The 25,214-nt window shown below is 45.4% G+C and carries 29 protein-coding genes; 13 read left to right on the top strand and 16 right to left on the bottom strand.

Translation table 11 applies throughout. The annotated features are described in order from the left end of the window. From Q4A73_RS00570 to Q4A73_RS00560, 3 genes are all read right to left on the bottom strand, one after another. The coding region (locus Q4A73_RS00570; RefSeq protein WP_303205484.1) for a hypothetical protein at positions 1-676 on the bottom strand (676 nt) is incomplete at its 3' end. Then, complete coding sequence (locus Q4A73_RS00565) at positions 673-1,158, bottom strand: hypothetical protein (protein WP_303205483.1); 486 nt, start codon at positions 1,156-1,158, stop codon at positions 673-675. The genes Q4A73_RS00565 and Q4A73_RS00570, both read right to left, overlap by 4 nt. 90 nt (positions 1,159-1,248) lie before the next feature. Continuing rightward, the gene (locus Q4A73_RS00560) at positions 1,249-1,515 is read right to left on the bottom strand and encodes a DUF493 family protein (RefSeq protein ID WP_303205482.1); all 267 of its coding nucleotides are present in this window, start codon (positions 1,513-1,515) and stop codon (positions 1,249-1,251) included. A gap of 121 nt (positions 1,516-1,636) precedes the next feature. Between Q4A73_RS00560 and Q4A73_RS00555 the strand changes: the two genes are divergently transcribed. The 3 genes from Q4A73_RS00555 to Q4A73_RS00545 are packed head-to-tail and all read left to right on the top strand — an operon-like array spanning position 1,637 to position 5,985. Further along, the gene (locus Q4A73_RS00555; protein WP_303205481.1) at positions 1,637-1,780 is read left to right on the top strand and encodes a hypothetical protein; all 144 of its coding nucleotides are present in this window, start codon (positions 1,637-1,639) and stop codon (positions 1,778-1,780) included. Next, a complete protein-coding gene (locus Q4A73_RS00550; RefSeq protein ID WP_303205480.1) occupies positions 1,770-4,631 on the top strand; it encodes a hypothetical protein in 2,862 nt (953 codons plus the stop codon). Before Q4A73_RS00555 ends, Q4A73_RS00550 begins: the two co-directional genes overlap by 11 nt. Before the next feature lie 10 nt (positions 4,632-4,641). Beyond that, positions 4,642-5,985, top strand: a complete 1,344-nt coding sequence (locus Q4A73_RS00545) for an MFS transporter (protein ID WP_303205479.1) — start codon at positions 4,642-4,644, stop codon at positions 5,983-5,985. On the opposite strand, the gene cheQ is transcribed toward Q4A73_RS00545, so the two are convergent. From cheQ to rpmI, 4 genes are all read right to left on the bottom strand, one after another. Further along, on the bottom strand, positions 5,954-6,430 hold the full coding sequence (gene cheQ / locus Q4A73_RS00540; protein ID WP_303205478.1) for a cheVAW transcriptional regulator CheQ: 477 nt from the start codon (positions 6,428-6,430) through the stop codon (positions 5,954-5,956). The two genes, Q4A73_RS00545 and cheQ, sit on opposite strands and share 32 nt — an antisense overlap. Continuing rightward, positions 6,427-7,275, bottom strand: coding sequence for an HDOD domain-containing protein (locus Q4A73_RS00535; protein ID WP_303205477.1), 849 nt, complete (start codon positions 7,273-7,275; stop codon positions 6,427-6,429). The genes cheQ and Q4A73_RS00535 overlap by 4 nt, the downstream gene beginning before the upstream one ends. A gap of 99 nt (positions 7,276-7,374) precedes the next feature. Then, entirely contained in the window at positions 7,375-7,728 is a 354-nt protein-coding gene (gene rplT, locus Q4A73_RS00530; RefSeq protein WP_303205476.1) for a 50S ribosomal protein L20, read from the bottom strand. Positions 7,729-7,813: 85 nt separating this feature from the next. Beyond that, positions 7,814-8,005, bottom strand: a complete 192-nt coding sequence (gene rpmI / locus Q4A73_RS00525; RefSeq protein ID WP_303205475.1) for a 50S ribosomal protein L35 — start codon at positions 8,003-8,005, stop codon at positions 7,814-7,816. Positions 8,006-8,150: 145 nt separating this feature from the next. Here rpmI and Q4A73_RS00520 point away from each other — a divergent pair, with 145 nt between their 5' ends. The 3 genes from Q4A73_RS00520 to Q4A73_RS00510 all read left to right on the top strand — a co-directional run bounded on the left by Q4A73_RS00520 (position 8,151) and on the right by Q4A73_RS00510 (position 11,557). Then, positions 8,151-9,308 carry a hypothetical protein gene (locus Q4A73_RS00520; protein ID WP_303205474.1) on the top strand — a complete coding sequence of 386 codons (1,158 nt, stop codon included), beginning with the start codon at positions 8,151-8,153 and terminating at the stop codon, positions 9,306-9,308. A gap of 86 nt (positions 9,309-9,394) precedes the next feature. Then, entirely contained in the window at positions 9,395-10,576 is a 1,182-nt protein-coding gene (locus Q4A73_RS00515; protein ID WP_303205473.1) for a NifS family cysteine desulfurase, read from the top strand. 9 nt (positions 10,577-10,585) lie between these two features. After that, positions 10,586-11,557: an iron-sulfur cluster assembly scaffold protein gene (locus Q4A73_RS00510; protein ID WP_303205472.1), complete on the top strand. Its 972-nt coding sequence runs from the start codon at positions 10,586-10,588 to the stop codon at positions 11,555-11,557. A gap of 40 nt (positions 11,558-11,597) precedes the next feature. Here Q4A73_RS00510 and Q4A73_RS00505 read toward each other — a convergent pair whose 3' ends face one another. From Q4A73_RS00505 to gatC, 8 genes are all read right to left on the bottom strand, one after another. Then, on the bottom strand, positions 11,598-12,380 hold the full coding sequence (locus Q4A73_RS00505; protein WP_303205471.1) for a shikimate dehydrogenase: 783 nt from the start codon (positions 12,378-12,380) through the stop codon (positions 11,598-11,600). Further along, positions 12,377-13,177, bottom strand: coding sequence for an SPOR domain-containing protein (locus Q4A73_RS00500; RefSeq protein ID WP_303205470.1), 801 nt, complete (start codon positions 13,175-13,177; stop codon positions 12,377-12,379). Before Q4A73_RS00500 ends, Q4A73_RS00505 begins: the two co-directional genes overlap by 4 nt. A 10-nt stretch (positions 13,178-13,187) precedes the next feature. Beyond that, positions 13,188-13,733, bottom strand: coding sequence for a DUF1882 domain-containing protein (locus Q4A73_RS00495; protein ID WP_303205469.1), 546 nt, complete (start codon positions 13,731-13,733; stop codon positions 13,188-13,190). After that, positions 13,730-14,974 carry a serine hydroxymethyltransferase gene (locus tag Q4A73_RS00490; protein ID WP_303205468.1) on the bottom strand — a complete coding sequence of 415 codons (1,245 nt, stop codon included), beginning with the start codon at positions 14,972-14,974 and terminating at the stop codon, positions 13,730-13,732. Before Q4A73_RS00490 ends, Q4A73_RS00495 begins: the two co-directional genes overlap by 4 nt. Next, a complete protein-coding gene (lysS, locus tag Q4A73_RS00485; protein WP_303205467.1) occupies positions 14,971-16,479 on the bottom strand; it encodes a lysine--tRNA ligase in 1,509 nt (502 codons plus the stop codon). The genes Q4A73_RS00490 and lysS overlap by 4 nt, the downstream gene beginning before the upstream one ends. Continuing rightward, positions 16,472-16,939, bottom strand: a complete 468-nt coding sequence (locus Q4A73_RS00480) for a Fur family transcriptional regulator (RefSeq protein WP_303205466.1) — start codon at positions 16,937-16,939, stop codon at positions 16,472-16,474. The genes lysS and Q4A73_RS00480 overlap by 8 nt, the downstream gene beginning before the upstream one ends. A gap of 9 nt (positions 16,940-16,948) precedes the next feature. Then, positions 16,949-17,491, bottom strand: coding sequence for a CvpA family protein (locus Q4A73_RS00475; RefSeq protein ID WP_303205465.1), 543 nt, complete (start codon positions 17,489-17,491; stop codon positions 16,949-16,951). 66 nt (positions 17,492-17,557) lie between these two features. Further along, entirely contained in the window at positions 17,558-17,845 is a 288-nt protein-coding gene (gatC, locus tag Q4A73_RS00470; RefSeq protein ID WP_303205464.1) for an Asp-tRNA(Asn)/Glu-tRNA(Gln) amidotransferase subunit GatC, read from the bottom strand. Between the two features lie 117 nt (positions 17,846-17,962). Between gatC and Q4A73_RS00465 the strand changes: the two genes are divergently transcribed. The 6 genes from Q4A73_RS00465 to pyk all read left to right on the top strand — a co-directional run bounded on the left by Q4A73_RS00465 (position 17,963) and on the right by pyk (position 23,395). Beyond that, a complete protein-coding gene (locus Q4A73_RS00465) occupies positions 17,963-18,541 on the top strand; it encodes a hypothetical protein (protein WP_303205463.1) in 579 nt (192 codons plus the stop codon). Continuing rightward, positions 18,538-19,524 carry a hypothetical protein gene (locus Q4A73_RS00460; protein WP_303205462.1) on the top strand — a complete coding sequence of 329 codons (987 nt, stop codon included), beginning with the start codon at positions 18,538-18,540 and terminating at the stop codon, positions 19,522-19,524. Before Q4A73_RS00465 ends, Q4A73_RS00460 begins: the two co-directional genes overlap by 4 nt. Next, positions 19,521-19,829 carry a tram-like protein gene (locus Q4A73_RS00455; RefSeq protein ID WP_303205461.1) on the top strand — a complete coding sequence of 103 codons (309 nt, stop codon included), beginning with the start codon at positions 19,521-19,523 and terminating at the stop codon, positions 19,827-19,829. Before Q4A73_RS00460 ends, Q4A73_RS00455 begins: the two co-directional genes overlap by 4 nt. After that, a complete protein-coding gene (locus Q4A73_RS00450; RefSeq protein WP_303205460.1) occupies positions 19,816-20,448 on the top strand; it encodes a type III pantothenate kinase in 633 nt (210 codons plus the stop codon). The genes Q4A73_RS00455 and Q4A73_RS00450 overlap by 14 nt, the downstream gene beginning before the upstream one ends. Positions 20,449-20,558: 110 nt before the next feature. Next, on the top strand, positions 20,559-21,905 hold the full coding sequence (locus tag Q4A73_RS00445) for an FAD-dependent oxidoreductase (RefSeq protein WP_303205459.1): 1,347 nt from the start codon (positions 20,559-20,561) through the stop codon (positions 21,903-21,905). 47 nt (positions 21,906-21,952) lie between these two features. Continuing rightward, positions 21,953-23,395, top strand: a complete 1,443-nt coding sequence (gene pyk / locus Q4A73_RS00440) for a pyruvate kinase (protein ID WP_303205458.1) — start codon at positions 21,953-21,955, stop codon at positions 23,393-23,395. Positions 23,396-23,479: 84 nt separating this feature from the next. On the opposite strand, the gene Q4A73_RS00435 is transcribed toward pyk, so the two are convergent. Further along, complete coding sequence (locus Q4A73_RS00435) at positions 23,480-24,247, bottom strand: hypothetical protein (protein WP_303205457.1); 768 nt, start codon at positions 24,245-24,247, stop codon at positions 23,480-23,482. Between the two features lie 95 nt (positions 24,248-24,342). On the opposite strand from Q4A73_RS00435, the gene lgt reads away from it, so the two are divergent. After that, on the top strand, positions 24,343-25,167 hold the full coding sequence (lgt, locus tag Q4A73_RS00430) for a prolipoprotein diacylglyceryl transferase (RefSeq protein ID WP_303205456.1): 825 nt from the start codon (positions 24,343-24,345) through the stop codon (positions 25,165-25,167). Positions 25,168-25,214: the final 47 nt, after the last annotated feature.

Raw genomic sequence — 25,214 nt, 5'->3', positions numbered from 1 at the left:
CCATTTGACCGAACTCGTCATTGCCTTGAATTTTAATGGTGCTGATGCTTTTGCTTTTGTGGTTGAGAAAGTCGAAGAAGGCGACTATAGAGTCTAGCAGAATGTTGAGGCGTCGTCCTATCATGCGATTGATGATGAAGAAAATAGGCACAGAAACTAGAAGTATCATAACCAAAGAGGAAGCTATGACAATAAACTGCACTCGCCTCAAATCCTTCGTAACCTCATCGATAGGGACGGATAAGAGCATGTAGAAGGTATCGGAGTCTTTCACGCTGAATTTTTTCATGGCTAGGTAGGAAACATAGCCTTTTGAGGTGGTGAATTTATCGCTTACCATTTCTGTTTTTGGACTCGCCATAAAATCCCTGACAATCTGCTTAGATTCTTCATTGACAAAGTCATAAATAGGCTTTCCCCAGAGTTCTTTATTAGGATGGGAGGCGTAAATGCCGTTTCGGTCGATGATGCCTCTTAGGTTGTTTGGGTAGATGTCAAAAATGGGATCTTGTAATAATTTATTGAGCGTATCAAGGCGAAAAATGAAGCCTATCACGGCTATGACTTGATTAGCCCCATCGAAAACGGGATAAGAGATGTTGATCCCAAAAAATTCCTCGTTAGGAAGTGAAAACAACCTAGGCTGTCCGAAAGAAGGGCGCTTGTCCTCGATCACGCGTGCGAAAGCCTTTCTTTCGGTGATCCAAGTGTTGGGCTTGATGCCTTGGATGCCCCCTTTTTCTCCACATCATTGTCCTTAAAAAGCATCATCAAGCGACCATTGGGCGCGGTGTACATGGGATAGTGCTCTTTCATATTTGGCAGGGGCTTGGGGATGTATAAAAAGGCATAGGCCGCATGATCGCTCGCGTCTAGGTTGGCCTTAATCGTGTTTTCGATATCGTTCATTTCCCAATTGTTTTTAGAATACTGATCCTGCAATTCATTAGAAATGCTCTCAAGTAGGGTTGCTAGCTCTTGAAAATTGCCTTGAATGTAGTTGATGTAACGATTGACACTGGCTTCAAGTAGCTTATCGTTGGACCTTTGGATGGAGTCGGAAAAATTGTAAGAAACGATGGAAATTAAAACAGCCACATTGACGAAAAATACCGCAACGATGATGGTAACGAGTTTTGAACTGATCCTGTGGAACATATTGTAAGCCTTTCATCAATTTGATAATTCGCTGGTAATTTTACAGAAAATTTTGTAAACCAATGAAATCGTAATAGAAGCAAGAAAAATTTACAAGACGAATTGCGATTTTTTTCTCAATGCATCAAAAATTTTTCTTGGTTCTTCTTGATCTTCTACGATAACGCGTAAAAGAAAGCTTTGATATTTGCCATTTGTGCTAATGTTTGAGAGTTTGTATTCAAATTTCTTATGCTTTAAAATCTCTTCAAAAATTTTCTCGGCATTGTCTTCTTTTTTTAATATAACCTTAAATTCCAAAAAAGTGGAATGATGAATATCTTGTTTCTTATTGTGTAAATTTTCCAAATTTTCCATATAAAACTCTCAAAATCTTATTAATTTAAAGTTATAATTATTGCCATCAGCGATTGTAGCGAAAATATTTGCTACATCTATACTAAAGTTCGACATTATCATTAATTTTATAGGAGAAATCATGCCCTGGGATGAAGAAGATTTTATTGAGGATGGTGAAGATAGCTACGAGGAAGAGCAAGAGGAGCAAAAGCAATACAACTACGATGAGGACGATTACAGCTATGAGGATGATGGCGACGAAGAGGATTATTATGAATATTAGAATTTTAGCCGCCGCACTCCTGTTTTTAGACTTCGCACGAGCTAATTGCTCCAGTGCCGAGGTTACCGTTTCTACCGACCTGAGCACGCTTTCTTGCGATCCCTCCACTGCGCCCTACAAGCTGAATGTAACCGAAAGCGGAAAGCTCAAAAGCGTTACCCTCAAGGGCGATGCGGTCATTGAAAATAAGGGAAGCATCATTGATACCGACTCCGTAGTCCAGGGGTCCAATTCCGTAAATTCCTACGGCATCCGCGTCCATAACGCGCAGGCCAACATAAGTCTTACCAACTCAGGCACGATAAGCGGCCAACAATACGGCACCAATTTCGACTCCGTCACGCAAAAAATCACCCTTCAAAATTTCACCAACTCAGGCACCATCTCAGGAGATAACAACGAAGGGGTATTTTGGGGCGGTGAGGTCGAGGTGGAAAATTTCACCAACTCAGGCACGGTTAAGGGCTCGCAGGGGTTTTGGATCACAGAAAAATCAAGCAAGCGCCCCACTGTCAAAAATTTCACCAACTCAGGCACCATAGAGGGCAAAACTCGAGGCATAGTTTTGAACAAAGCCACCATCCAAACCCTCACAAATTCGGGCAAGATACAGGGAGAGACCCACGCTGCCATAGAAGTGCGCCAGGACTCCACCCTAAACAAGCTCATCATCGATGGCAGTGGTGCGGAGCTTAGCCAGAAAAACGGCACTAGCAACAGCTACAACGCCACGGATAATTCCTCTTCAAAGGGCGGCATCCACAATCGCGGGACGATTGAAGCGATAGAGCTTAAAAATACGGCTAAGGTGGTGGATTTGATCAACGCCAAAACCAACGGTCAAACGCCAAACAAAGAAGGGGTCATCAAAAATTTAAGTCTGGAGAGCGGCGCTTTGGTGAATTTGGTGGATAATGCTGGGCAAATTGACGCGATCAGGGTGAGTGGGGCGGATTCAAAAATCCAAAAGCTAGAAAATTCAGGCAGTATCCAAAGTATCACCTCTGAAAATGGGGGTGAAATCACCGAGCTTTTCAACAAACAGGGCGGCAAAATCACGGGCAGCATCCACCTCAATGAAAAAACCAAAAGCATCAAAAATGAGGGGGAGATAACGGGGAGCTTGAATTTCAACGAAAGCGTTACCAAGCTAGAAAATTCAGGCAGCATCGCTAATTTCATCGCGCACAAGGAAATCAGCGACTTGACCAATCACAAATCCCTCACCCTTCAGGGCTCAGGCCTCATCACAAGCTCCCTCAAGCAAGAAGCGGGAGCGACTTTGTCGGGGGTGGATATTCATTTTACTGGGGAAAATATTGCGTTTGAAAACAAGGGCAGCATCCAAAACAGGCTTTACAATCGTCAAAATTCCAAGCTCAGCACATTCAGTAACGAAGGAAGCGTGGAGTATCTCCACAACGATGGGCGCATTCACAGCTTTAAAAATAACCAAAACGCAAGCCTTAAAACCCTCATCAATGCCGGCCACATCAGCGGAGGGCTACAAAATAGCGGGAATATTGAGCATTTGGAGAATTTAGGAAACATCGAGCCCAATGCTACCAACGAGCACATCAAAAACGATGCGGGCAAGATAAGCGTGAAAAAATACTACATCCGCTCCAATCGGCGCATCCCTTTGGCGGAGCATAAAAATTTTGTCCATCCAGCGGATGTGGACTCGCGCCTTGTCATCACGGGAAATGGGGCTAGCGATGTCGATTTTAGCGCGGCGCAAATTTACATCGATGCGCATCAGTATGATTTCGGCGTGGAATACGACATCAAGCACAGCATTTTGCTGAAAAATTCCCCCCACAAGCCCAGCGCAGCCTCCCCTCTAAGCATCAGCAATTTCGCCGATGCCAAGCGCTACATCATCGTCTATAACAAGGCCTCAAACACCTTCGTGATCAACCCAAACTCCAAGGCCCTTTTCGGCGCAGTTTTTGCGGACTTTTTGGTCAATTATGTCCAAAGGCGCACCATATTTTTGGACACGCTTTTGAGCGATGAAAACACCAAGCTTTTGAGCCGCGAAAATCCTGAGGACAAGCATTGGTTTTTCCTACCCTTTTACGGGCACGATGATTTTTCTTTGAGCGCTAGGGAGGCCGACAGCAAGGCCAATACTCAGGGCTTTGTTACGAGCTTTAGCCATTTTGATAGCGCGTCTTTTTACGAGTGGTTTTTGGGACTCAGTCGGGCAAATTCCAAAACGCAAATCAACGATGCGGGGAGCTTTATCAGGTTGGATGGTAAGCATAAGGGCGCTTTTACGGGCCTGAAGGTCAAGTCTTTTTTGGCAAATAGCGACCCCTACGGGCTTGCCCTGCAGGGCACGATCAAGCTAGCCAAGCGCTCAGCAGATCTCACCCTGCTGCAACAAAGGGCCCATACGGTCCGCGATAAGGTTAGCATTTATGGTATGGGCGCGGCAGCGAATTTGGAATTCTACGCCAATGGGCTTGAGAATAGTTTGCGCCTTAAAAATGGCGTGGGCTATGAGGGCTTTAGGATAGGCGCTTTTGATTTGAATTTAAAAAACGAGGCGCAAAATATCAATCTGCTTCATAATTTTTTAAGTCTGAGCTGGGTGAAAAACTGGCAAAACAATCTTTCAACGACCCTGGAGCTTGGCAATAAATTTTTACTCAATAATAAAATCAAAACGCATTTTGAAAACGACAGCGACTCTTTCCGTTTGCCGCGAAACTATGCCTTCACGCAAACAAGCTTGCAGTATGCCCTGCGGAAAAATTTATCGCTTTCCCTTAGCTACAATGGCTCATTTGCGCACAATGGCAGCTCACATAATGGCTTTGCAAGTGTGAATTTTAAATATTAAATGAGGATCAATGAAAACGAAACTTTCTAAAAAACAGCTTAAAATTCTAGGCCTCTCCTCGCTGGGCGGTACCTTGGAATTTTATGATTTCATCATTTTTGTTTTTTTTGCCAGCATCATTTCTAGGCATTTTTTCCCCGAGAGCCTCAGTCAAACTTGGCGAGACATCAACACTTACGGCATCTTTGCAGCAGGATACTTGGCGCGGCCCTTGGGGGGGATTGTGATGGGACATTTTGGCGACAAATTTGGGCGTAAAAATATGTTCATGCTTAGCATTTTACTCATGGTCATCCCCACCTTTTTGCTAGCCATCGTGCCGACCTTTGAGAGCGTGGGCTATGCAGCGCCTATCTTTCTCATCCTTGTGCGGCTTTGTCAGGGCATAGCAGTGGGGGGCGAGCTGCCCGGAGCTTGGGTTTTCATTCATGAGCATGCCCCAGAAGGGCGGAAAAATCTTTATTTGGGTTGCCTCACGGCCTCGGTAACGGCTGGAATTTTACTGGGAGCCTTGGTTTATCTTGGAATTTACGCGGTTTTTGACGCGAATGAGGTGCAAGAATGGGCTTGGCGCGTGCCTTTTGCCCTGGGCGGGATCTTTGGAATCGTTTCGGTGTATCTGCGTAAATTTTTAGAAGAAACGCCCGTTTTTCAGCAGATGAAAATGGACAGCGTTTTGGTGCGATTCCCCCTCAAAGAAGTGCTTAAAAGCTCTAAATTTGGGGTGGTGGTCTCCATGCTCATTACCTGGATGCTCACGGCCTGCATTTTAATTTTCATCCTGATAATGCCTAATTTTTTGGTCGCGCCAGATGCCAATGGCGTTAAAATTTTGGATTTTTCCGCGTTTGAAAAGACCTACTTGCAAATTGGTGGCCTCTTTTGCCTCATAAGCGCTTTGATTTTCGGCGGCTTTTTGGCGGATAAATTCAAACCCCACAAGGTTTGCATGGCCTTCACTCTTGCCTTTGCCTTTTTTGCTTTTTCATTTTTTGCGGCCATTTACACGACCGATAAAAATGAGGCGCAAATCGTGTTTTTGTATTGCTTGGTGTGTTTGAGTGCGGGGGTGGCGAATTTTTGCCCGATTTTTATGAGCGATGTTTTCAAGTCCCACATAAGATTTAGCGGAATTTCGTTCGCCTATAACATCGCCTACGCGCTTTCTGGTGGCTTCACGCCCCAGCTCATCACTTATTTGCACATCAAGGCCCGCAGTGCGCAGGCGGGATCTTGGGCGAGTTATGGGCCGAGTGTTTATATTTTTTCAGTTTGTTTGGCGACTTTGCTGGCGAGCGTTTTGATGGCTAGAATTTATAAGGCTAATAATAGCCCACGCACAAAGAAGAGGTGATTTTTATCCGCCTCTCCAGTGGTGTGGGGCTGAAAAAATGGCACTTTTCAATGTAAATATGCTGATGATACTCAAGCCCCAAAAAGTCGTAAAATTTCCTCAAATGCACAAATTTAATCCCCGCAATTTCTTTGAGCTCCAAAAGTTTGTAAATGGCGGAGTTGTTTTTTTCGACCAAGTGCGAGGGCGAAAGACCCGTAAAAGAACAAAAAGCACTTGCAAGCACGAAGCCGCTTAAATCCGTGCATTTTTCCAGCGCGCCCTGATGTCTGGTTAAAATGGTGTTTTTATGCAAAAAAATGGTCCGTGTGCCCTGATACCTGCCAATCTCCACTTTTTTCCAAAATTTATAAGCGTTTTTGGAAATGCTTGCGAGGCGGCAAAATTCTGCGTTCAGGACATAGTGGTCTAAAAATTCATTGGGCGGCAAAATGATGCTTTTCATGCCATGTTATTTTTAGCCTTGGGCGGGAGTTTGTCCAGAAAATTTTCAAGATCAAACACAATCCCACTCCCCGCAGCCTCTTTAATCAAAGCGATCGCCGCCTCAACGTGAAATTTTGACGCACCGTCGTAGGGCGCGAAGATGTGGTTGGTGATGGCGAGGGCGTAGGCGGACTTTCTCACCGCATCCGAGGCAGAATGCGGGGCGCCAACAAAGCAAATGCTTTCTATGAGGCTTTCGTCAAAATTCCAGCGATGCAGTAAAAATCCCAAAAAGGCTATGTGATCCACGCCCAAAAATTCATTTTCAATCAAGGCGATGTTTGAAAAATTCGCCCCCTTGAGCCTTTCTAGGAATTCTTTATCCTTGCGATTTTGGATGAGAAAATTGGAAAAAATGATCATCCCCAATCGCAGCAGCATCGCGCAGGGCACGAGGGAGTGAGAGAGCTTTTTGTCCTCATCGCCCAGCCAGCTTGTGATGAAATTCGCCTCATCGTTGCAAGAACTCAAAAAGTCGCTTGTGTCCAAGCCATAGGGGCTCATATCGATTTTGAAATTGTCCTTGATGGAGTTGGCGATTACGATGTTTTTGATGTTTGCGATGCCAAGCAGGGTTATGACCTGTGTGATGGTTGTGATCTCCCTTGAAAAGCCGTAAAATGGAGAATTCGCAAGCTGCAAAAGTTTGGCCGTGAGGAGGGGATCTGCTCCGATGATGCTAGCGACTTTTTCGGTTCGCACTTCACCACCGGCTGTGTCGATGTATTCTTTGAGCTTGTTGACTGTGTTGGGCAGGGGGGGCAGAATTTCAACGCTTTGAAGTAAAAGTTCATTTATATCCATGCTTTTTCCTTTGGATAACAAATTTTGCGGGGATTATAATTTATTTGATTTAATGTGATCAGAAATTTGAAGCAAAGTGAGAGCCAAGTCTCACTGGTTTTAAAGGGCCTTTTTCACAGCCTCTGCGATCTTTGCAAAGGCGGCCGTGTCATTCATGGCTAAGTCGGCTAGGATCTTTCTATCCAGCGCGATGCCAGCCTTTTTAAGCCCGTTGATGAATTTAGAATAACTCAAATCATTGAGCCTGCAAGCCGCATTGATACGCACGATCCAAAGGCGGCGGAAATCCCGCTTCCTACGGCGTCTGTCGCGATAGGCATAGACCAAGCTTCTTTCGAGTTGTTCCTTCGCTTTTCTAAAATGCTTGTGGCGTCCGCTATAAAAACCACGCGCCGATTTTAAAATTTTCTTATGTCTGCGGCGCCTCACCACGCCCGTTTTCACTCTTGCCATTTTTATTTCCTTTCATAAAGTGGCGTCCAAATTTGGATCTTTCCCTTGAAATTTCAAGGGGAGCTTGAATGACCTCGGTCAAAAACTAAATCCCTAGCATCTTCTCCACAGCCTTAAAATTCGTGCTATGGACATATTTTACCGCGCGTAAATTGCGCTTTCTCTTTGCGGGCTTTTTCGTCAAAATATGGCTGCGAAACGCCGAGCCTCTTTTGATCTTGTTTTTGCCCACTTTGAAGCGTTTGACCGCGCTTTTAACGCTCTTCATCTTTGGCATCATGCTTTCCTTCATTGGGTAAATTTTTCCTTAAGAAAGGGCGGGATGATAGCAAATTTTTCTTTTTTTAGACTGAAATGCGGGTGAAATTTATGGCACGCATTTTGCTTGTCCATCCTATAAAATTTATAAAAAAAGTAAAAAGATGATCATCAATGCGGCAAATCCTTACCAAAATCTGTCCCTAGCAAACCCCGCTAAAAGTGCGCAAATTCCAAGAGCGACCCTCGTTGAAAAGACTCAGGATGCCCAAGAGGAGAGGCCAGAAAACTCAAACGCCACCTTCAAAAACACCTTCGCTAGCGAATTTGGCTTTAGGGTCGATGAGGGGGGCTTTTTTGAGGAGGATTTGAATAAAATTTCCAAACTCCCCCACTCCTATGCCATCCACATCAGCACCGCAAGGGCTCTGGCTAAGGAATTGGCGAGGCAGAATGAAAATTTTAGGCCCGACAAAATCGATCTCCCCCAGCTTTTAAACGAGCATCACAACGCCCTCAAAGCCCTCAATCCCACCTTCAAAAGCGAGGACAACGCCCCCCTAAGCCGCAGCGAGCTTGCCGAGCTTAACTGGGGCTTTTCCACGCAGGAGGGCGATTTTGCGGGGAGGATCGCGCGCATTTATGCAGACAGGGATCAGCTTCAAGCGGCCCAGAGCGATCTTGCCGGGCTCAACGCGCATTTTTTGGACAATAAAATCACAAGCTTTCAACTGGATAAAACCCTCAACAACACCGCCGCTAATGCCATTTTAAAGCCCTATTTGACAAAAAACGCAGAGCTTAGTAAATCGGGCGTTTTGGCCAATTTTGCCTACTGGAATTTAAAAGAGCAAAACGATAAGGCCTTGAATTTCTTCATGAAGCCCGTGAATTTAGACGTTAGTGCCCATCAAAATTTATACAAAATCCTCAAAGGCGAGCTAAAACCGGAGGACTTCATCAAGGAGAGCAACGAGCAAAAAATGAGCTTTGACCTCTATCTTTATGTCAATGGCGTGGATAAAAAAACCACTCCAGAGGACAAGCTTTCGGTATTTTTCCAGCAGTATGTCAATTACCAAAAAGATATGGATTTGAGGGAATTCACCCATTCGAGCTCCATTTACAAGCTTTATAGCGATGCTGTGGCGGAGGATTTTGCAAGGATGCGGGGGGAATTTGAAGCCCAAAGGGGCACGGCGCAAACCTTAGAGCGCATCAACCTCGAGCGAGAGCGGGGCAGAGAGGACTTTTTAGGCGATCGTCAAAGGCAGGCAAGGCTCAATCAAATCCTATCTTCTTACCTTTCCGTGATGTCCTAGGCTTTAACTTAAATTTATAAATTTTCGCTATCATCCACGCCATTTTAAGGACAAAAATTGTCCTAATTAAAGGAGCCCCTCCAGCGATGAAAGTTTATTTAGACAATAACGCCACCACCATGCTAGACCCCGAGGCCTACGCCCTGATGCTTCCCTTTTTCACCGAGCATTATGGCAACCCAAACAGCCTCCACCAGTGGGGCAGCGCCACGCATCCAGCCCTAAAAGAGGCTATGGATAAGCTTTACGCAGGGCTTGGGGCGAGCGATTTGGACGACATCATCATCACCTCCTGTGCGACGGAGAGCATCAATTGGGTCCTAAAGGGCGTTTATTTTGATCATATTTTAGACAGGGAGCGCGATGAGGTCATCATCTCGGGCGTGGAGCACCCGGCCGTTTCTGCGGCGGCGAATTTCCTTAAAAATTTAGGCGTGAAGGTTCTTGAGCTTCCCGTTGATGGCGAGGGCATCTCGGGCGTGGAGCATTTGCGCGAGCTCATCAGCGATAAAACTGCCCTTGTTAGCGTCATGTGGGCGAATAACGAGACGGGCATGATCTTCCCCATCAAAGAAATGGCCGAGCTAGCCCACGAATTTGGCGCCCTCTTCCACACAGACGCCACGCAAGCGGTGGGGAAAATTAAGGTCAATTTGCAGGCTTCAGGTGTGGATTTTGCTTCCTTCTCCGCGCATAAATTCCACGGCCCCAAAGGCGTGGGCGGGCTTTTCATCAAAAAGGGCTTGGAGCTCAGCCCGCTTTTGCATGGCGGCGAGCACATGGGCGGACGGCGCAGCGGCACGCTCAATGTCCCCTACATCGTGGCGATGGGCGAGGCCTTGCGCATAGCCAACGCGATGCTAGAATTTGAAGACTCCCACATCCGCCGCTTGCGCGACAAGCTCGAGGACGAAATTCTAAGCCTTGAGGACACTACCGTGGTGGGCAGCAGAGAAAGGCGCGTGCCCAATACCATCCTAGCTAGCATCAAGGGTGTCGAGGGCGAGGCGATGCTTTGGGATTTGAATCAAAACGGCATAGCCGCCAGCACGGGCTCGGCCTGTGCGAGTGAGGACTTGGAGAGCAATCCCATCATGGAAGCCATCGGCGCGGGGAATGACCTGGCCCACACGGCTTTGCGGCTTTCTTTGTCGCGCTTTAACACCGAGGCCGAAATCGACTACGCCGCCGCGCAAATCAAGGCTGCCGCGACGAGACTGAGGGCGATTTCTAGCACCTATGCTTACAATCCAAATAATTACAAATAAGGAACAAAAATGGCAAAACACAATCTGATCGGCGGTTCTATCTGGGATGAGTATTCTCAAAAAGTGCAGGAGCGCATGAACGCACCCTTGCATATGGGTGAATTTAACGAAGAGGACGCCAAGGCCAAAGAGGCCAAGCTCATCGTGGCCGATTTTGGCGCAGAGAGCTGCGGGGATGCGGTGCGACTTTTTTGGCTGGTCGATGAAAAGAGCGATACCATTTTGGACGCGAAATTTAAAAGCTTTGGCTGTGGCACGGCCATCGCTAGCAGCGATGTGATGGCCGAGCTTTGCATAGGAAAAAAGGTCGATGAAGCCGTGAAAATCACCAATTTAGACGTGGAATTTGCTCTTCGCGATGAGCCCGACACTCCCGCCGTGCCGCCTCAAAAAATGCACTGCTCGGTGATGGCCTATGATGTGATCAAGCAAGCCGCAGCCACTTACAAGGGCATTTCGCCGGAGGATTTTGAAGAGCAGATTATGGTCTGTGAGTGTGCGCGTATAAGCCTTGGGACGATTAAAGAGGTGATCAAGCTTAATGACCTGCATTCTGTGGAGGAGATCACGCAGTACACCAAGGCCGGCGCCTTTTGTAAGTCCTGTGTAAAACCCGGCGGCCACGAGGCTAGAGAAAATTACCTCATCGATCTCCTAGCGCAAACGAGGGCCGAGATGGACGGGGAGCGGCTTAAAAATTCCACCCAGGCCGACCTAGCCTTTGATGAAATGACGATAGTGGGGCAGCTCAAAGCCGTCGAAGCCGTGCTTGATAGCGAGATCCGCCCTATGCTACAAGGCGATGGCGGCGATATGGAGGTGATCGACATCCAGAAGGCAGAGGGCGCGGCGATTGACATTTACATCCGCTATCTTGGTGCTTGCAGCGGCTGCTCAAGCGGCAGCGGCGCGACCCTTTATGCGATAGAAAGCGTCCTGCAAGAAGAGCTCAGTCCTAACATCCGCGTCCTACCTGTGTGAGCGGTGAAGTTGATGTGATGTGTATTTTTTTAAATATTTTTCATTTCAAAGCTTCTTGCATTGCTTTTTTAAGCAATTCCCTTCTGTCTCTCACATTGAAAAAAAGCTCAAAGGCAAAAATGCCCTGCCACAAAAGCATATCAAGCCCGTCTTTACAAAAAATTTGATGTGTTTTGCACAATTTTAAGAAAGGTGTTTCTTTTCCGTAAATCACCTCAAAGGCGCAGGGTTTGTGCCGTAGAATTTCTGCAAGCAAATCCTGACTGCAGGGCAGATCGTCCCCACTTAAACCTGCTGCTGTGCTATTTACGACAAGGTCAAATTGAAATTCCCTCAAATCCTCATACAAGGCACAAGGAAAATCCTTAAATTCTGCAAATTTCGCCCCGCTGCGATTAGCGATTTGCACCTCAATGCCCTCCCCTCTCAAAGCATGGGCAAGCGCCTTAGCCGTCCCGCCAGATCCCAAAATAAGAGCCTTCTTAAGGCACTTAAATTCCTCTATGGCCTTCAAAAATCCGGGCGCATCGGTATTGTAAGCGTGAAGTTTAGAATTTTTTAAAACCAAAGTATTTGCCGCACCGATTTTCAAGGCCATCGGATCTTGGATGTCGGCTATTTTTAAAGCCTGCTCTTTAAAGGGTAGGGTGATGTTCGCCCCGCTCAGTCCAAGCTCGTAAAAAATTTGTCGCAGCTTTTCTTTATCCTGCAGATGATAGCGGGTATAGATGCCATCAAGCCCCAGAGATTTGATGGCATTGTTGTGAATTCTAGGCGACTTGGAGTGGTGGATGGGGTCGCCTATGACGCAAAAATATTTCATTTTAGCTCAAAAGAAAAAGCATCCTTAGCAAGCTCTTGGCGAATTTTTGCAAGCTCGCCAGCAATTTTATCCTTAGCAAAGGGACCGATGAGAATTTTTGTGATTTCCTTGCCATTCACGGTGGTTTTATAAAGCTTATAAGTATAGCCCTTAGCCTTCACGGCCGCGAGCTCTTTTGACTTTTGATCCACATTGCTCACAGAAAAAATTTGCACATAAATTCCCAAGGGCAAGCCGCTCGCATGCAAAGGCGTGGCATTGACATCCTTGAAAAGCTCTTTGGCATCGCTTGCTTTTGGACTGGCCTTTGTTTCGGTTTTTGGCGCTGGCTTTGGCTTTTCAGTTTTGGGCGGGGCCGCTTTGACAGGTTGCTCCGTCTGCGCAGTCTCTGTTTTTGGTGCGGCCTCTGTTTTAGGGCTTTGCTCCTCTAATGCTGCAGTCGGCGGCATGGTGAAATTTTCCTCAGCCACCGTGCTCTGGGTTGCCCCGGCGCTTTCATTGGCATCGTTTTGAATTTGCCTTCTCAAAAGATCAAATTGATCCTCAAGCTCATCCTGCACGATGGGCATGTTTTGAAATTCGCCCCCATCATTCTCGCTCGTCTGCACGCTCGTAGGCTCAGATGGCAGGATATTATCCTCACTCGCCTCATCGCCATTAATCAAACGCATCACTATCATCACCACCAAAAATAAAATAACTAAAGCGATCACCCTTAGCAAAATTTTTTTAATTTTCTCATTTTTATTGCTTTTTTCCAAAATGATGTCGTCAAATTCATTGTTTTTCTTTTCCATTATCTTCCTTTCACATGTGTTTTGACCATGAGCTGCCGCGTTCCTTTTGATAGACCTCGTAAGGCACAACCAAAATATTAAATTCCCTAGGCACATCCATACTCGGAAAAACCCTCCACTCCACGGGCATCTTGCTCGCAAACATTACAGAAAGCTTGGACGCCAAAGAATAACCCTCATTGAGGGCCGTGTGTCCCTTGTGGATGTAGAGATGGAGGTGCCCGGGTGTCCTCGTTTTATAGGCGGTAAAATTTATAAAGCCCTCCTCACGCAAAATGAGCTGTGCCCTGTGCCAAAACCTCTCGGCATTGAAGCCGTTGTAATCAAAAACGATATTTTCTACCTTGTTGTCCTTGGTGATCAAATCATGAGCGACAATGATTTTTTTGCTGGCGTGATCCCTTAGGATATTGGCATTCAAGGAGGCATCGACCCTTTCAAATTTATTGAAAAAATACCTCCCGCGATACTCGCACTTGCCGACAATCCTATCCCTTTTAATATAATAATGATCGCTTATCATCTTAATGAGCGACATATCCATAGTCGAAATCAAAACATAGCCTTTGAGTAAATCATAAAATCCCTCGCTAAAATTTTAAGCTTTTCTTTAACTTCCTCTTGCAAATTTGCATTGTGGATATCGCTTAAAATATCCGCGATGTAGCCTGCTACCTGCTGCATTTCTCCCTCCTTAAAGCCCCTTGCGGTCAGTGCAGGAGTGCCAAGCCTTAGTCCACTCGTTATGAAGGGGCTTCGCGTCTCGCCCGGGACGGTGTTTTTATTCGCCGTGATGCCAGCATTACCCAGGGCTAAATCCGCATCCTTGCCGCTAAAATCTCTATCCAAAAAGCTCATCAAAACAAGATGATTATCCGTCCCATCACTCACTAGCTTGAAATTTCTATCCATCAAGGTTTTGGCTAAGGCCTTGGCATTGCGCACGACTTGCGCGGCGTAAATTTTCCACTCGGCACTCAAATTAAATTTAAAGCCCACAGCCTTAGCGGCGATGACATGCATCAGCGGACCGCCTTGGATCCCGGGAAAAATCGCCGCATTGATCTTTTTAGCGATGTCCTCATCGTTGCACATGATGATGCCCCCCCGCGGCCCCCTTAGGGTTTTATGCGTGGTGGAGCTTACCGCATGAGCGTGAGGGAGAGGGCTTGGATGCTCGCCAGCCACCACCAGCCCAGCGATGTGAGCAATATCGGCAAACAAATACGCCCCCACTTCATCGGCGATTTCTCTAAATTTCGCAAAATCGATCACCCTAGCATAGGCACTGGCCCCGCAAACGATGAGTTTTGGCCTGACGATGTGGGCGATTTGACGCACCTTTTCGTAATCAATATAGCCATCAAGCTCAACCCCATAAAAAAAGCTTTCATAAATTTTCCCCGAGCTGCTCACCTTAGCACCATGCGTGAGGTGTCCGCCGTGGCTAAGGTCCATCCCTAAAATTTTATCCCCCGGATTTAAAAGTGCGGTATAGACGGCTTGATTGGCCTGAGAGCCTGAGTTGGGCTGGACATTGGCAAAATTACAAGCGAAAAGCTTTTTACAGCGCTCGATGGCTAAATTTTCTATTTCATCAACCACCTCACAGCCACCATAATAGCGCTTGGCCGGATAGCCCTCGGCGTATTTGTTCGTCAAAACACTGCCCATAACCTCCATCACCTCAGGCAGGGTAAAATTCTCACTGGCTATCATCTCAAGCCCCTCACACTGGCGTTTTAGCTCTGCGTGGGTGAGTTCAAAAATTTCTTTATCAAAACGCTCCAAACTCATTTTTTATCCTCCTTCAATTCTAATTTTAGCGGACGCATCGCGGGAAATAAAATCACATCGCGAATCGACTTCTTCCCCGCAAGAAGCATCACGAGCCTGTCGATGCCTATGCCCTCCCCCGCAGTGGGCGCCATGCCATAGCCCAAGGCATTGACAAAGTCCTCATCCATTTCACAGGCCTCCTCATCGCCCGCATTTTTCGCCTCAATCTGCTTCAAAAACCTCTCATACTGATCAAGTGGGTCATTGAGCTCGTTAAAGCCGTTGGCAAGCTCCTTACCACCGATGAAAAGCTCAAAGCGCTCGGCTATGCTCTCATCGCTCTCACTGCGCCTTGAAAGGGGGCTTATGGAAAGCGGAAAATCCACGATGAAAGTGGGATTTATGAGCTTATCTTCGACATAGCGATCGAAAAGCTCGGCCTGCAAATGCCCCAAATCAAGCCCCTCATTCGCCTCAAAGCCATCATTCTTAAGCTTGGTTAAAATTTGTTCCCTGCTTTCTATCAGGGCCTCACTCAAATCGCCGTATTTTTTGAGGGCATCCTTGTAGGTGATGCGCTCAAAGGGCTTTGAAAAATCGATGCTCATCCCGTCAAATTCAAGCCTCTGCCCCAGATCAAGCTCCCTCAAAAGCAGGACGAAAAGCTCCTCGGTCAGGTCCATCAAATCCTCATAATTATGATAGGCCCAGTAGAATTCAATGGTCGTAAATTCAGGGTTGTGCGTGAGGTCCATACCCTCATTTCTAAAGCAGCGACCGATTTCAAAAACGGCCTCAAATCCCCCTACAATCAGCCTCTTAAGATAAAGCTCGGGAGCGATCCTTAAAAATCTCTCCACGCCCAAGGCATTGTGAAAGGTAACGAAGGGCTTGGCATTTGCTCCGCCAGCGATGGGGTGCATCATTGGGGTCTCAACCTCCAAAAAGCCCCTGTCCTCAAAAAAACGGCGGATGAGGCTCACCACACGAGAGCGCAGGATAAAATCCCTGCGAACCTCGGTATTCATGATCATATCCACATAGCGCTTGCGGTATCTTTGCTCGATGTCTGTGAGGCCGTGATACTTCTCAGGTAGTGGCACGATGGCTTTAGCGGCTAGGATCAGCTCGCTCACGCGCAGGCTGAATTCTCCCGTTTTGGTCAAAAAGGGATAGCCCTTAGCGATGACGATGTCGCCCACTTCGAGATTTTTTTTGAAAAGATTGTATTTTTCCTCGCCCAGACTGTCTTTGGAAAAATAAATTTGCGTGTTTTCGCTTTCGTCCTCTATATTGGCAAAAATGGACTTGCCCGCAATCCTCAAAAGCTTCAAGCGCCCCGCGATGCAAACGGACGCGCTGGCGTCTCTTTTCTCTTCGGTGTTTTGGATGTAGGAAAATTGACGCTTGAAATTTTTAATGGACGCGTCTTTTTTCAAAAAATGAGGATAAGGATGAACCCCAGTCTGCCTTAGCTCCTGGGCCTTTTGGATGCGCTGCTGCTCTAAGACATTCTCAAACATCTCCCGCCCCCTTGTCGCAATCACTACAAATGCCATAAAGCTGCATCAAATGCCCTGTAAGCTTGAATTGATGCTCTTTGGCGATGAGGGACTGCTGCCTTTCTATGATGGGGTTTTCAAATTCAATAATCTTACCGCAGCCCTTGCATATCATGTGATCGTGATGGGGTTTGTTGGCGAGCTCGTATTTTTTGCCCGCTGCGCCAAAGGAGATCGACGTAACCATCGCGGCCTCTTCAAGTAAATTTAAGGTGCGGTAAACCGTGGCGATGCCGATATTGAGCTCAGGATGCGTCTGCTTGATCTCTATATACAGGCTTTCTGGAGTGTAGTGCATCTGGCTGTGATAGAGGGTTTTGAGGAGAATTTCCCTTTGCTTGGTATATTTGAGGCCACCCTCGCGTAAAATTTTTTTAAATTCATCCAGCAAAACATCGTATTCTAAATTTTCAATCACCATCTACCCTTCTTATGTCGCGTTCAAATCTTTCTGCAAGTCCTGCCTTATTTCGTCTAAATTTGGCATGCTGAGGGACTGATTCATGATCAAAGAGCCTACATTTTTAAGCACGGACAGGGTGTAGCTACCGGCTGCGAATTTTTCCAATTTGTCGTCCAAAAAGTCTATCCTAGCGATGCAAAAGACCAAAATGGCAAAGACCAAGAAAATTTTCGCGCTTCCAAAAACAAAGCCACCCATTCTGTCCAAAAAGCCCAGTCCGCTGAGCTTGATGAGCTTGGCTAAAAAATTTCCAAACAAGAGACAGAAAATCCAAAAGAGGATCAAAATCGCTAAAAATCCCGCGAAGGAGGCTAGGGCTTCGTTTTCAATTTTATAGAAGGTTTCGCGTATGAATGCAGCGCATTTGTCCGCATACACAGATGCGAGGAAAACGCCCCCTATGATGCCTAAAAGCCCGAAAACTTCTTTGATGAGTCCGTTTAAAATTCCTTTAAGTCCCAAAAGCAGAGTGAAGCCTATCACAAAAGCATCGAACCAGTAAAAATTCATCGTAGCTACCTAAAAATAATCTTTTTTGAGGGTGATTTTATCTTAAGCGAAAAAATGTTGGGTTAATCACTCAATGATTTTTGGCACGACAAAAAAACGCTCATCGCTCTTGGGCGCACAGGCTAAAACCCCGTCAATCACATCCTCTCCTCGTGCCTCATCGCATCTTAGGGGTGTGCCCCCCTCGAGGGTGCTTACGGTAACCTCAAGCTCGCTCAAATCCAGCTCATTGAGTTTTTCTACGAAATTCACAATCTCGCTCAACTCGGCAATCACGTCTTTTCTTTTTTCATCGTCAATCTTCAAGGCGCTTAAATTTTCAAGCTTACTCAAAAGTCCCGCGTCAATCTGCATCTTAAAACCTCACAATGTAAAATTTTCACAAGATGATAACACAAAAAGCCTTGGATTGTTTAGCATATCCTATTTTTATTATGTTACACTATGGCATCTTTATCAAAAGGATTTGACTTGGCACTCAAAGATAATTTAAAGGCCATCAAAGCGCAACTTAGCACCGAAGAGCGCTTCATAGAAAATTTCATCAAAAGCGAACGATTCATCAAAAAATACAAATTCTACCTCATCGGCCTCGCTATCGTTTTGACCCTGTGGTTTGCCGTCAGTTTTATCATGCAGACACTGAAGCAAAAGGGCATCGAGGAGGGCAATGCGCTCTACACGCAGCTCATACTTGAGGATGGCGATCTGGCTAGGGCTCAGGGCTTAAAGGAGAAAAATCCCAATCTTTACGCCATTTTTTTGATGCAAAAATTCAATTCCGATCCTCAAAATTCCCAAATTTTAAACGCAATGAACGCCTTAGGCGAAAGCTCGGAACTCAACCCACTGCTTCAAAACATCCTCGCCCTCAGCACAGGCGGCAAATCCGTGTTTTTGAGGGATTATGACAAAATTTTACAGGCCTACGGGCTTTTGAAAGAGGGCAAAATCGAAGAGGCAAATGTCCTGCTCTCACAGATAAAGCCGGATAGCTCCTTGGGACAAATCGCTAAAAATTTCCAACACTACAAAGGTATAACCGAATGAAAAAAATTTATTTGACAATTTTTTGCCTAGTGCTTTTTTGCGGATGCGAGAGTAAGAGGCAGTATTTTGAGCCTGCACAAACGGACGGAGCTTTGAGTTTTGATGCGTATTTGGGGGATAAGATCATCGACTGGAATTCAAACGCCGCCAAGCTCAACAAGGGCGTCATTTACAAAGGAATAATACCGCTCAAGCTTGGAAAAAACGAAAATCTTTTAGCCTATCAGGATGGCGAATTTGTCATAGCCGACAACGAGGGGAATCTTAAAATCCTCAACGAGCGTCAAGAAGAAATTCACGCTCACAAATTCGACTCAAGTGTCGTCAGTGCGCGTTTGGATGGGGATGACTTGGCCTTGGTTTTAGCGAGCAATAGCATCGTTTTAGCCGATCGAAACTTGAGGATTAAATTTTCGCAAGATTTCACCCCTGCCCCCACTCGAGACAACCGCGCCGCCGCGCCGATATTTTTAAACCAGCTCATCATTTACCCTACTTTGGATGGGAGATTGATCATTTTTTCAAGGGATACGGGGCAAATTCTCAATGATGTCGTGGTTTCAGCGGCGGATTTTTTCAACAATGTCTTGCATCTTAGCGTGTTTGAGGACAGGATGATAGCCGCCACTTCCCATAAAATCATCATCATTTCTCCGCAAAAAACCTTCCATCTGGATGCGCAAATTAAGGATGTCATCACGGATGGGGGCGACATTTTCATCCTGTGTAAGGACGGCAATATCATCAAAGCCGACCTCAGGCTCAACAAAATCCTAGAAAAAAAATTTGACTTTGCCATCTTCAACAAGGCTCAAATTTATGAGGGATTTTTGTATATTTTTGAAAAAAAGGGCTATTTGATAAAAAGCGATTTGAATTTAGCAAACATCCAAACATTCAAGCTTCAAGCCGCTGTCGATAAGATGTCTTTCATGGGTGATGGCAAGTTTTACTATGATGATAAAATTTTAAACCTACCATGATCATTTTAGAAAAAAGTCTGGCATTTTTGAAACTGCCCCAAGCGAAAACTCTCGATTTGCAAGAACACACACGCAAAAAAACCTATCTTTGCCTGCATGGTGGCGGGGCATTGGCCCTCATTTACAGCGGCAAGGCGAGATTTTTGCTCAAGGACGCTTTATTCTTGGAGGATTTGCGCGAAAAAATTTGCGCGAAACATCAAATTTCCCCCTCAAAAAAATATTTCTTCTTGCAGTCCCCCCTTTGCTCGAAGGCTAAAAATTTGCTCCTAGAAAAAGGTTTCATCGTCCATGCTTTTGTGTGATATTGGTAATTTCAGCGCGAGTTTTTTGGATGAAAACAAATATTTCATTTTAAGCATCGAGGAATTTTTAAAATTTCAAAGTCAAGAAAGGGTCTATTACATCAGCGTCAATGACAGGCTCAAAAGCCACCTGCAAGCCCAAAATCATTATGTCAATCTCGAGCCTTATTTTCGCTTTGATACGATTTATCAGGGCTTGGGGGTGGATAGGATCGCGGCTTGCTATACGATCAGCGATGGGGTGGTTGTGGATGCGGGAAGTGCCATTACTGTGGATATTGTTTCCAATTTTATCCATCTTGGAGGCTTTATTTTGCCCGGGATCGCAAACTACAAAAAAATTTACGCCCACATTTCACAGCGCCTCAAGTGCGAATTCAACACGCAGGTCAGTTTTGACGCCTTCCCGCAAAGGACAAGCGATGCGCAAAGTTATGCCGTTTTCAAGGGAATTTATTTGCTCATAAAAGATGCCGCCAAAAACGAACGACTTTATTTTACCGGAGGGGACGGGCAGTTTTTGGCGAATTTTTTTGACAACGCCATCTACGACAAACTTCTTATTTTTAGAGGTATGAGAAAGCTCATTGAAGAAAACCCAACGATTTTCAAATCATAAAAATGTGCGATATTTATCCAAAATTTTTACTCAGTTTATTTTTTTGGACTAAACTTTACAGAAATTAAATTTGCAACGAGATTGCAATGTTTTGAATTTTAAGGAAAACGATGAAATGGCAAGAATTTGATGTGCTTGTTATCGGTGCTGGCGTTTCAGGATCGGCATTGTTTTATCAACTGGCAAGATACACAAATATCAATAATATCGCCTTGATAGAAAAATACAGCGCCCCCGCCTTGCTTAATAGCAAAAGCACGAGTAACTCGCAAACCATACATTGTGGCGACATTGAGACGAACTACACCCTCGAAAAGGCCAAAAATGTCAAAAGAAGCGCCGATATGGTCATCAAGTATGGGATGCTCCAAAATGCGCAAAATCGCTTCATGTTTTCGCATCAAAAAATGGCTCTGGCTGTGGGCGATAGCGAGTGTGAATACATGAAAAATCGCTACGAGGAATTTAAAGAACTTTACCCCTATATCCAATTTTTCGACAAGGATAAGATCAAGCAAATAGAACCCAAGGTCGCCCTGGGTGAGGATGGCCAAAAGGATAGGGGTGAAAACATCGTAGCTATGGGCGTTGAGGAGGGGGAGAATTTCACTACGATTGACTTTGGCAAGATGAGCCAGAGTTTTGTTGAGGAGGGTCAAAAGCAGGGCAAGAATACCCTAGTGGCCTTCAACGAAGAGGTGAAATTCATAGAAAAAAACGGGGATCATTTTGTCATCAAAACCGCGAATTCAAAAGAATATCGCGCTAAGGCTGTTGTGGTGAATGCTGGGGCGCATTCTTTGTATCTTGCGCACAAAATGGGACTGGGGCTTGATAAATCTTGCTGGCCTGTGGCAGGTAGTTTTTATCTTACAAAACAAAAGCTTTTAAATGGTAAGGTTTATATGGTGCAAAATCCTAAGCTCCCATTTGCAGCACTTCACGGAGATCCTGATTTAATGGCGGATATGAACACGCGCTTTGGTCCCACGGCCCTAGTGATACCCAAGCTTGAGCGTTACAGGGGGCTTAAATCCATGCCCGAATTTTTTGAGGCCCTGAGGTTTGATCGGATTGTGATGAAGATCAGTTTTGACATGCTTAAAGATTCAACGATCAGAAATTACATTTTTTACAATTATCTTTTTGAAATTCCACTTTTAAACAAAAGATTATTCGTCAAGGATGCGAGAAAAATCGTCCCGAGCCTTAAGATCGAGGATATTTACTACGCTAAGGGCTTTGGCGGGATTCGTCCGCAGATCATCGACAAAACCAACAAAGAGCTCATGCTAGGAGAAGCGAGCATTAACGAAATGGACGGCATCACCTTTAATATGACCCCAAGTCCGGGCGCGACAAGCTGTCTGGGTAACGCCGAAAGGGACACCAAGGCGCTTTGTGCCTATTTGGGGGCGCGTTTTGATGAGGATAAATTTGCAAGCGAGTTGCTGTAGCTTTAAAATCAATCATGCCTCCGCAAAACACTACAAAGGATCCGGTTGTGCTTAAAAAAACGAAGATTGTCGCCACCGTAGGGCCAGCGAGTGAGAGTGAAAAGGTTTTGCGCCAGATGATCATCAATGGGGTGAATGTCTTCAGGCTCAACTTTTCCCACGGCACTCACGAGTATCACAAAGAAAATTTAAACAAAATAAGAAAGGTCGCCGCCGAGCTTAGAAACAGAGTGGGGATACTCCAGGACATCAGTGGTCCTAAAATTCGCACCGGGGAGCTCAAGGAGCCTTTTGAGCTGAAAAAGGGCGATAGGCTTGATTTTTACAGGGGAAAAATTCTGGGCGAAAAATGTGCCCCAAGCCACTACAAGCTCAGCATCAATCAAAGCGATATTTTAAACAGGCTCAAGCTCGATGAATACATCTACCTCTACGATGGAAGTATCCGCGCTAGGATAGTGAAAATCAATGAGGATTTTGTCGAAAGCGTTATTGAAAATGATGGATTTTTGAATTCCAACAAGGGCATCAATTTCCCCAACACAAAAATCAATATCGACATCATCACGCAAAAGGACAAAAGGGATCTGCTTTGGGGCATTGAAAATGCGGTGGATTTTTTGGCCATTTCTTTTGTGCAAAATGCCCACGATATTCACGAAGTGCGGGAAATTTTGGCGCAAAACAATGCCAAAATCGCCATTTTTGCCAAGATAGAAAAATTTGATGCGGTGGAGAATATCGATGAGATCATCGCATCCAGTGATGGGATTATGGTCGCTCGCGGGGATTTGGGCATCGAAGTGCCCTACTACAAAGTGCCCAACATCCAAAAAAAAATCATCCAAAAAGCCAACAACGCAAGCAAACCCGTCATCACTGCCACGCAAATGCTTTTTTCTCTAACGAAGGTCAAAACCGCCACTAGGGCTGAAATTTCTGATGTGGCCAATGCCGTTTTAGACGGCACGGATGCGGTGATGCTGAGTGAGGAAAGTGCGGTGGGGGTGGATCCTGCCAATGCTGTTGATATCATGTGCAAGACCATCATCGAGGTGGAAAAATACTATCCTTACAATAAATTTGGCTCTTTTGAGTATCTTGATGATACTGATAAAATCATGCTTTCAAGCGCCCATTTGGCGACAGATTTACAGGCTGGGGCCATCATTTCACTCACAAGTAGCGGCAAGTCGGCCATTAAAATTTCAAGATATCGCCCTAACACCCCCATCATCGCCGTGGCCCACTCGGAAAAAACGCTCAATTTTCTTAGCATAGTTTGGGGGGTTGATCCTGCGATTTTGGTGAGTAAAAGCGATGAAATGACGAAGCTGCTTAAGGACTCTGTGCGCTCCTGCGTTGAAAAGGGGCTGATGGATAAAGACAGGTGCTACATCCTAACGGCGGGCTTTCCAACAGGCATCGAGGGGACGAGCAACCTCATCCGCATCCTCAAAAAAGACCAAATCGCCTATTACTTAAGGTAAGCGCACGCCCCTCTCCGCACTTCGCATCCTCTTCACTTTGGCACATCCTTCCTCGCACCTCAAAGGCCGCGCGACAAGCCTCTCTCACTCAAAAATTTCCACCCCATCCCCATCAACCCCGCCTTTGAATTCATTGTAGTCTGCGTTGGTTTTTTGCATGTTTTCGGCCGCTGGCAAATGGGCATTGAGGGAATTTAGGGTGTTTTTATAAAAGGCGATGAAGGCCTTATCGATCTCAAAGGCAGGACGCTCTAAGCCCTTATTGATCTGAGTCGGCACGGTGCTAAGCGTGGTTTTAAATGGCCCCAGGCCCCCATCGCTTTTCACCGGATAATTGATATCGATCCAAGAATCCAGCTTCGTATTGCTAGTGATATTGGTAACATTTTGCGGATTGTGCGCATCGATAAAATCAAGCCTAGCCTCAAATTTCAAGCCCAGTTTGGACGCGACATAGCTCCCGCTTAGCCACTCATCCGCCCTTTTGGCCTCCTTTTCGTCTATGTAAATTTTAATCAAGCCCACAAGATTATAATCAGCCACACCCTCACTGAGCTCATAGCCCTTAAGCCCCACCACGACCCTCATTTGCTCCTCTAAATTTTGCTTCAAAAGCTCCGCTTCTTTCTGCATCCTTATCCTCAAAATGGAATTTTCAAAATCATCAGAATAATTATTATTTTGCTCCACTTCTAAAGCCCTCACCGCAACCCTAATGCCAGAGCTTGGCACGTCAACCTGTGCTTGCTCCTGGGGCTTGAAGCTTGGCAATGAAACATTGACAAATTCAGAGCTCGTATGGACACAAGCCGCAAAAAACAAAGCCACAAACGCAAAAAAATATTTTTTCATCCACAAAGCCTTTGGGTAAAATTTAGGCCAATTGTAGCGGGTTAAAGTTTTTTTGTTATCTTAAACTTTCAAATCAAGTAAAATCAGGTTTTGTGATGGAATTTTGGCGTCAAATTTATATGCATTTTGATGTGGTGGCTTTTAGTATTTTTGGTTTTAAGGTGCATTGGTATGGCATCATGTATGTCATCGCTTTGCTTTTGGCCCTCGTTTTGGCGAAATTTTTTGTGAAAAAATTCCAGTTCGACATTCGCGATAAAATCCTTGATAACTATTTTGTTTGGGCGGAGATTGGCGTTATTTTGGGTGCTAGAGTGGGTTATGTTTTGATTTATGATGCAAACACGGCCTATTATCTCACGCATCCTTGGCAAATTTTTAATCCCTTCGGTAGAAATGGTGAATTTATAGGTATCCGCGGGTTGAGCTATCACGGTGCGATTGTTGGATTTTTGTTAGCGACTGTTCTTTTTTGCAAAAAATACAAGCAAAATCTTTGGCTTTTTTTGGATTTGGCTGCTCTGAGTGTGCCTTTGGCCTATGTTTTTGGACGCGTGGGGAATTTTCTCAATCAAGAGCTTTTTGGACGCGTTAGTGATGTGGCTTGGGGGATTTATGTGGAGGGAATTTTGCGCCATCCCTCTCAACTTTATGAGGCCTTTTTGGAAGGCTTTGTTGTTTTCATCGTGGTATTTTTAATGAAATTTAAACAGAGCTTTCAAGGTGAGCTCGCCATTGTCTATGCCGGGGCCTATTCTTTAGCGCGTTTTGTGTGCGAGTTTTATAGAGAGCCTGATTTTGGGATCGGCTTTGTGGCTTGGGGTTTGAGCATGGGTCAAATTCTTAGTTTGCTGATGTTTGTCGTGGTTTTTTTGTCTTATTTTTATTTAAAAACTAAAATAAAATTTAAATTATCTTAAAGGCTAGTATTAATATAATCAAGCCCTTTTAATTTCACATCGCAAGG

The sequence above is a fragment of the Campylobacter sp. genome (genome assembly GCF_030528245.1).
GTDB lineage: Bacteria > Campylobacterota > Campylobacteria > Campylobacterales > Campylobacteraceae > Campylobacter_D.
This window is presented reverse-complemented; position numbering and strand designations above follow the sequence as displayed.

Bases quoted from the DNA above. Each gene is read 5' to 3' on its own strand.
- Q4A73_RS00565 (WP_303205483.1), bottom strand. From the start codon at position 1,158: ATGTTCCACAGGATCAGTTCAAAACTCGTTACCATCATCGTTGCGGTA.
- Q4A73_RS00560 (WP_303205482.1), bottom strand. From the start codon at position 1,515: ATGGAAAATTTGGAAAATTTACACAATAAGAAACAAGATATTCATCAT.
- Q4A73_RS00555 (WP_303205481.1), top strand. From the start codon at position 1,637: ATGCCCTGGGATGAAGAAGATTTTATTGAGGATGGTGAAGATAGCTAC.
- Q4A73_RS00550 (WP_303205480.1), top strand. From the start codon at position 1,770: ATGAATATTAGAATTTTAGCCGCCGCACTCCTGTTTTTAGACTTCGCA.
- Q4A73_RS00545 (WP_303205479.1), top strand. From the start codon at position 4,642: ATGAAAACGAAACTTTCTAAAAAACAGCTTAAAATTCTAGGCCTCTCC.
- cheQ (WP_303205478.1), bottom strand. From the start codon at position 6,430: ATGAAAAGCATCATTTTGCCGCCCAATGAATTTTTAGACCACTATGTC.
- Q4A73_RS00535 (WP_303205477.1), bottom strand. From the start codon at position 7,275: ATGGATATAAATGAACTTTTACTTCAAAGCGTTGAAATTCTGCCCCCC.
- rplT (WP_303205476.1), bottom strand. From the start codon at position 7,728: ATGGCAAGAGTGAAAACGGGCGTGGTGAGGCGCCGCAGACATAAGAAA.
- rpmI (WP_303205475.1), bottom strand. From the start codon at position 8,005: ATGCCAAAGATGAAGAGCGTTAAAAGCGCGGTCAAACGCTTCAAAGTG.
- Q4A73_RS00520 (WP_303205474.1), top strand. From the start codon at position 8,151: ATGATCATCAATGCGGCAAATCCTTACCAAAATCTGTCCCTAGCAAAC.
- Q4A73_RS00515 (WP_303205473.1), top strand. From the start codon at position 9,395: ATGAAAGTTTATTTAGACAATAACGCCACCACCATGCTAGACCCCGAG.
- Q4A73_RS00510 (WP_303205472.1), top strand. From the start codon at position 10,586: ATGGCAAAACACAATCTGATCGGCGGTTCTATCTGGGATGAGTATTCT.
- Q4A73_RS00505 (WP_303205471.1), bottom strand. From the start codon at position 12,380: ATGAAATATTTTTGCGTCATAGGCGACCCCATCCACCACTCCAAGTCG.
- Q4A73_RS00500 (WP_303205470.1), bottom strand. From the start codon at position 13,177: ATGGAAAAGAAAAACAATGAATTTGACGACATCATTTTGGAAAAAAGC.
- Q4A73_RS00490 (WP_303205468.1), bottom strand. From the start codon at position 14,974: ATGAGTTTGGAGCGTTTTGATAAAGAAATTTTTGAACTCACCCACGCA.
- lysS (WP_303205467.1), bottom strand. From the start codon at position 16,479: ATGTTTGAGAATGTCTTAGAGCAGCAGCGCATCCAAAAGGCCCAGGAG.
- Q4A73_RS00480 (WP_303205466.1), bottom strand. From the start codon at position 16,939: ATGGTGATTGAAAATTTAGAATACGATGTTTTGCTGGATGAATTTAAA.
- Q4A73_RS00475 (WP_303205465.1), bottom strand. From the start codon at position 17,491: ATGAATTTTTACTGGTTCGATGCTTTTGTGATAGGCTTCACTCTGCTT.
- gatC (WP_303205464.1), bottom strand. From the start codon at position 17,845: ATGCAGATTGACGCGGGACTTTTGAGTAAGCTTGAAAATTTAAGCGCC.
- Q4A73_RS00460 (WP_303205462.1), top strand. From the start codon at position 18,538: ATGAAAAAAATTTATTTGACAATTTTTTGCCTAGTGCTTTTTTGCGGA.
- Q4A73_RS00455 (WP_303205461.1), top strand. From the start codon at position 19,521: ATGATCATTTTAGAAAAAAGTCTGGCATTTTTGAAACTGCCCCAAGCG.
- Q4A73_RS00450 (WP_303205460.1), top strand. From the start codon at position 19,816: ATGCTTTTGTGTGATATTGGTAATTTCAGCGCGAGTTTTTTGGATGAA.
- Q4A73_RS00445 (WP_303205459.1), top strand. From the start codon at position 20,559: ATGAAATGGCAAGAATTTGATGTGCTTGTTATCGGTGCTGGCGTTTCA.
- Q4A73_RS00435 (WP_303205457.1), bottom strand. From the start codon at position 24,247: ATGAAAAAATATTTTTTTGCGTTTGTGGCTTTGTTTTTTGCGGCTTGT.
- lgt (WP_303205456.1), top strand. From the start codon at position 24,343: ATGGAATTTTGGCGTCAAATTTATATGCATTTTGATGTGGTGGCTTTT.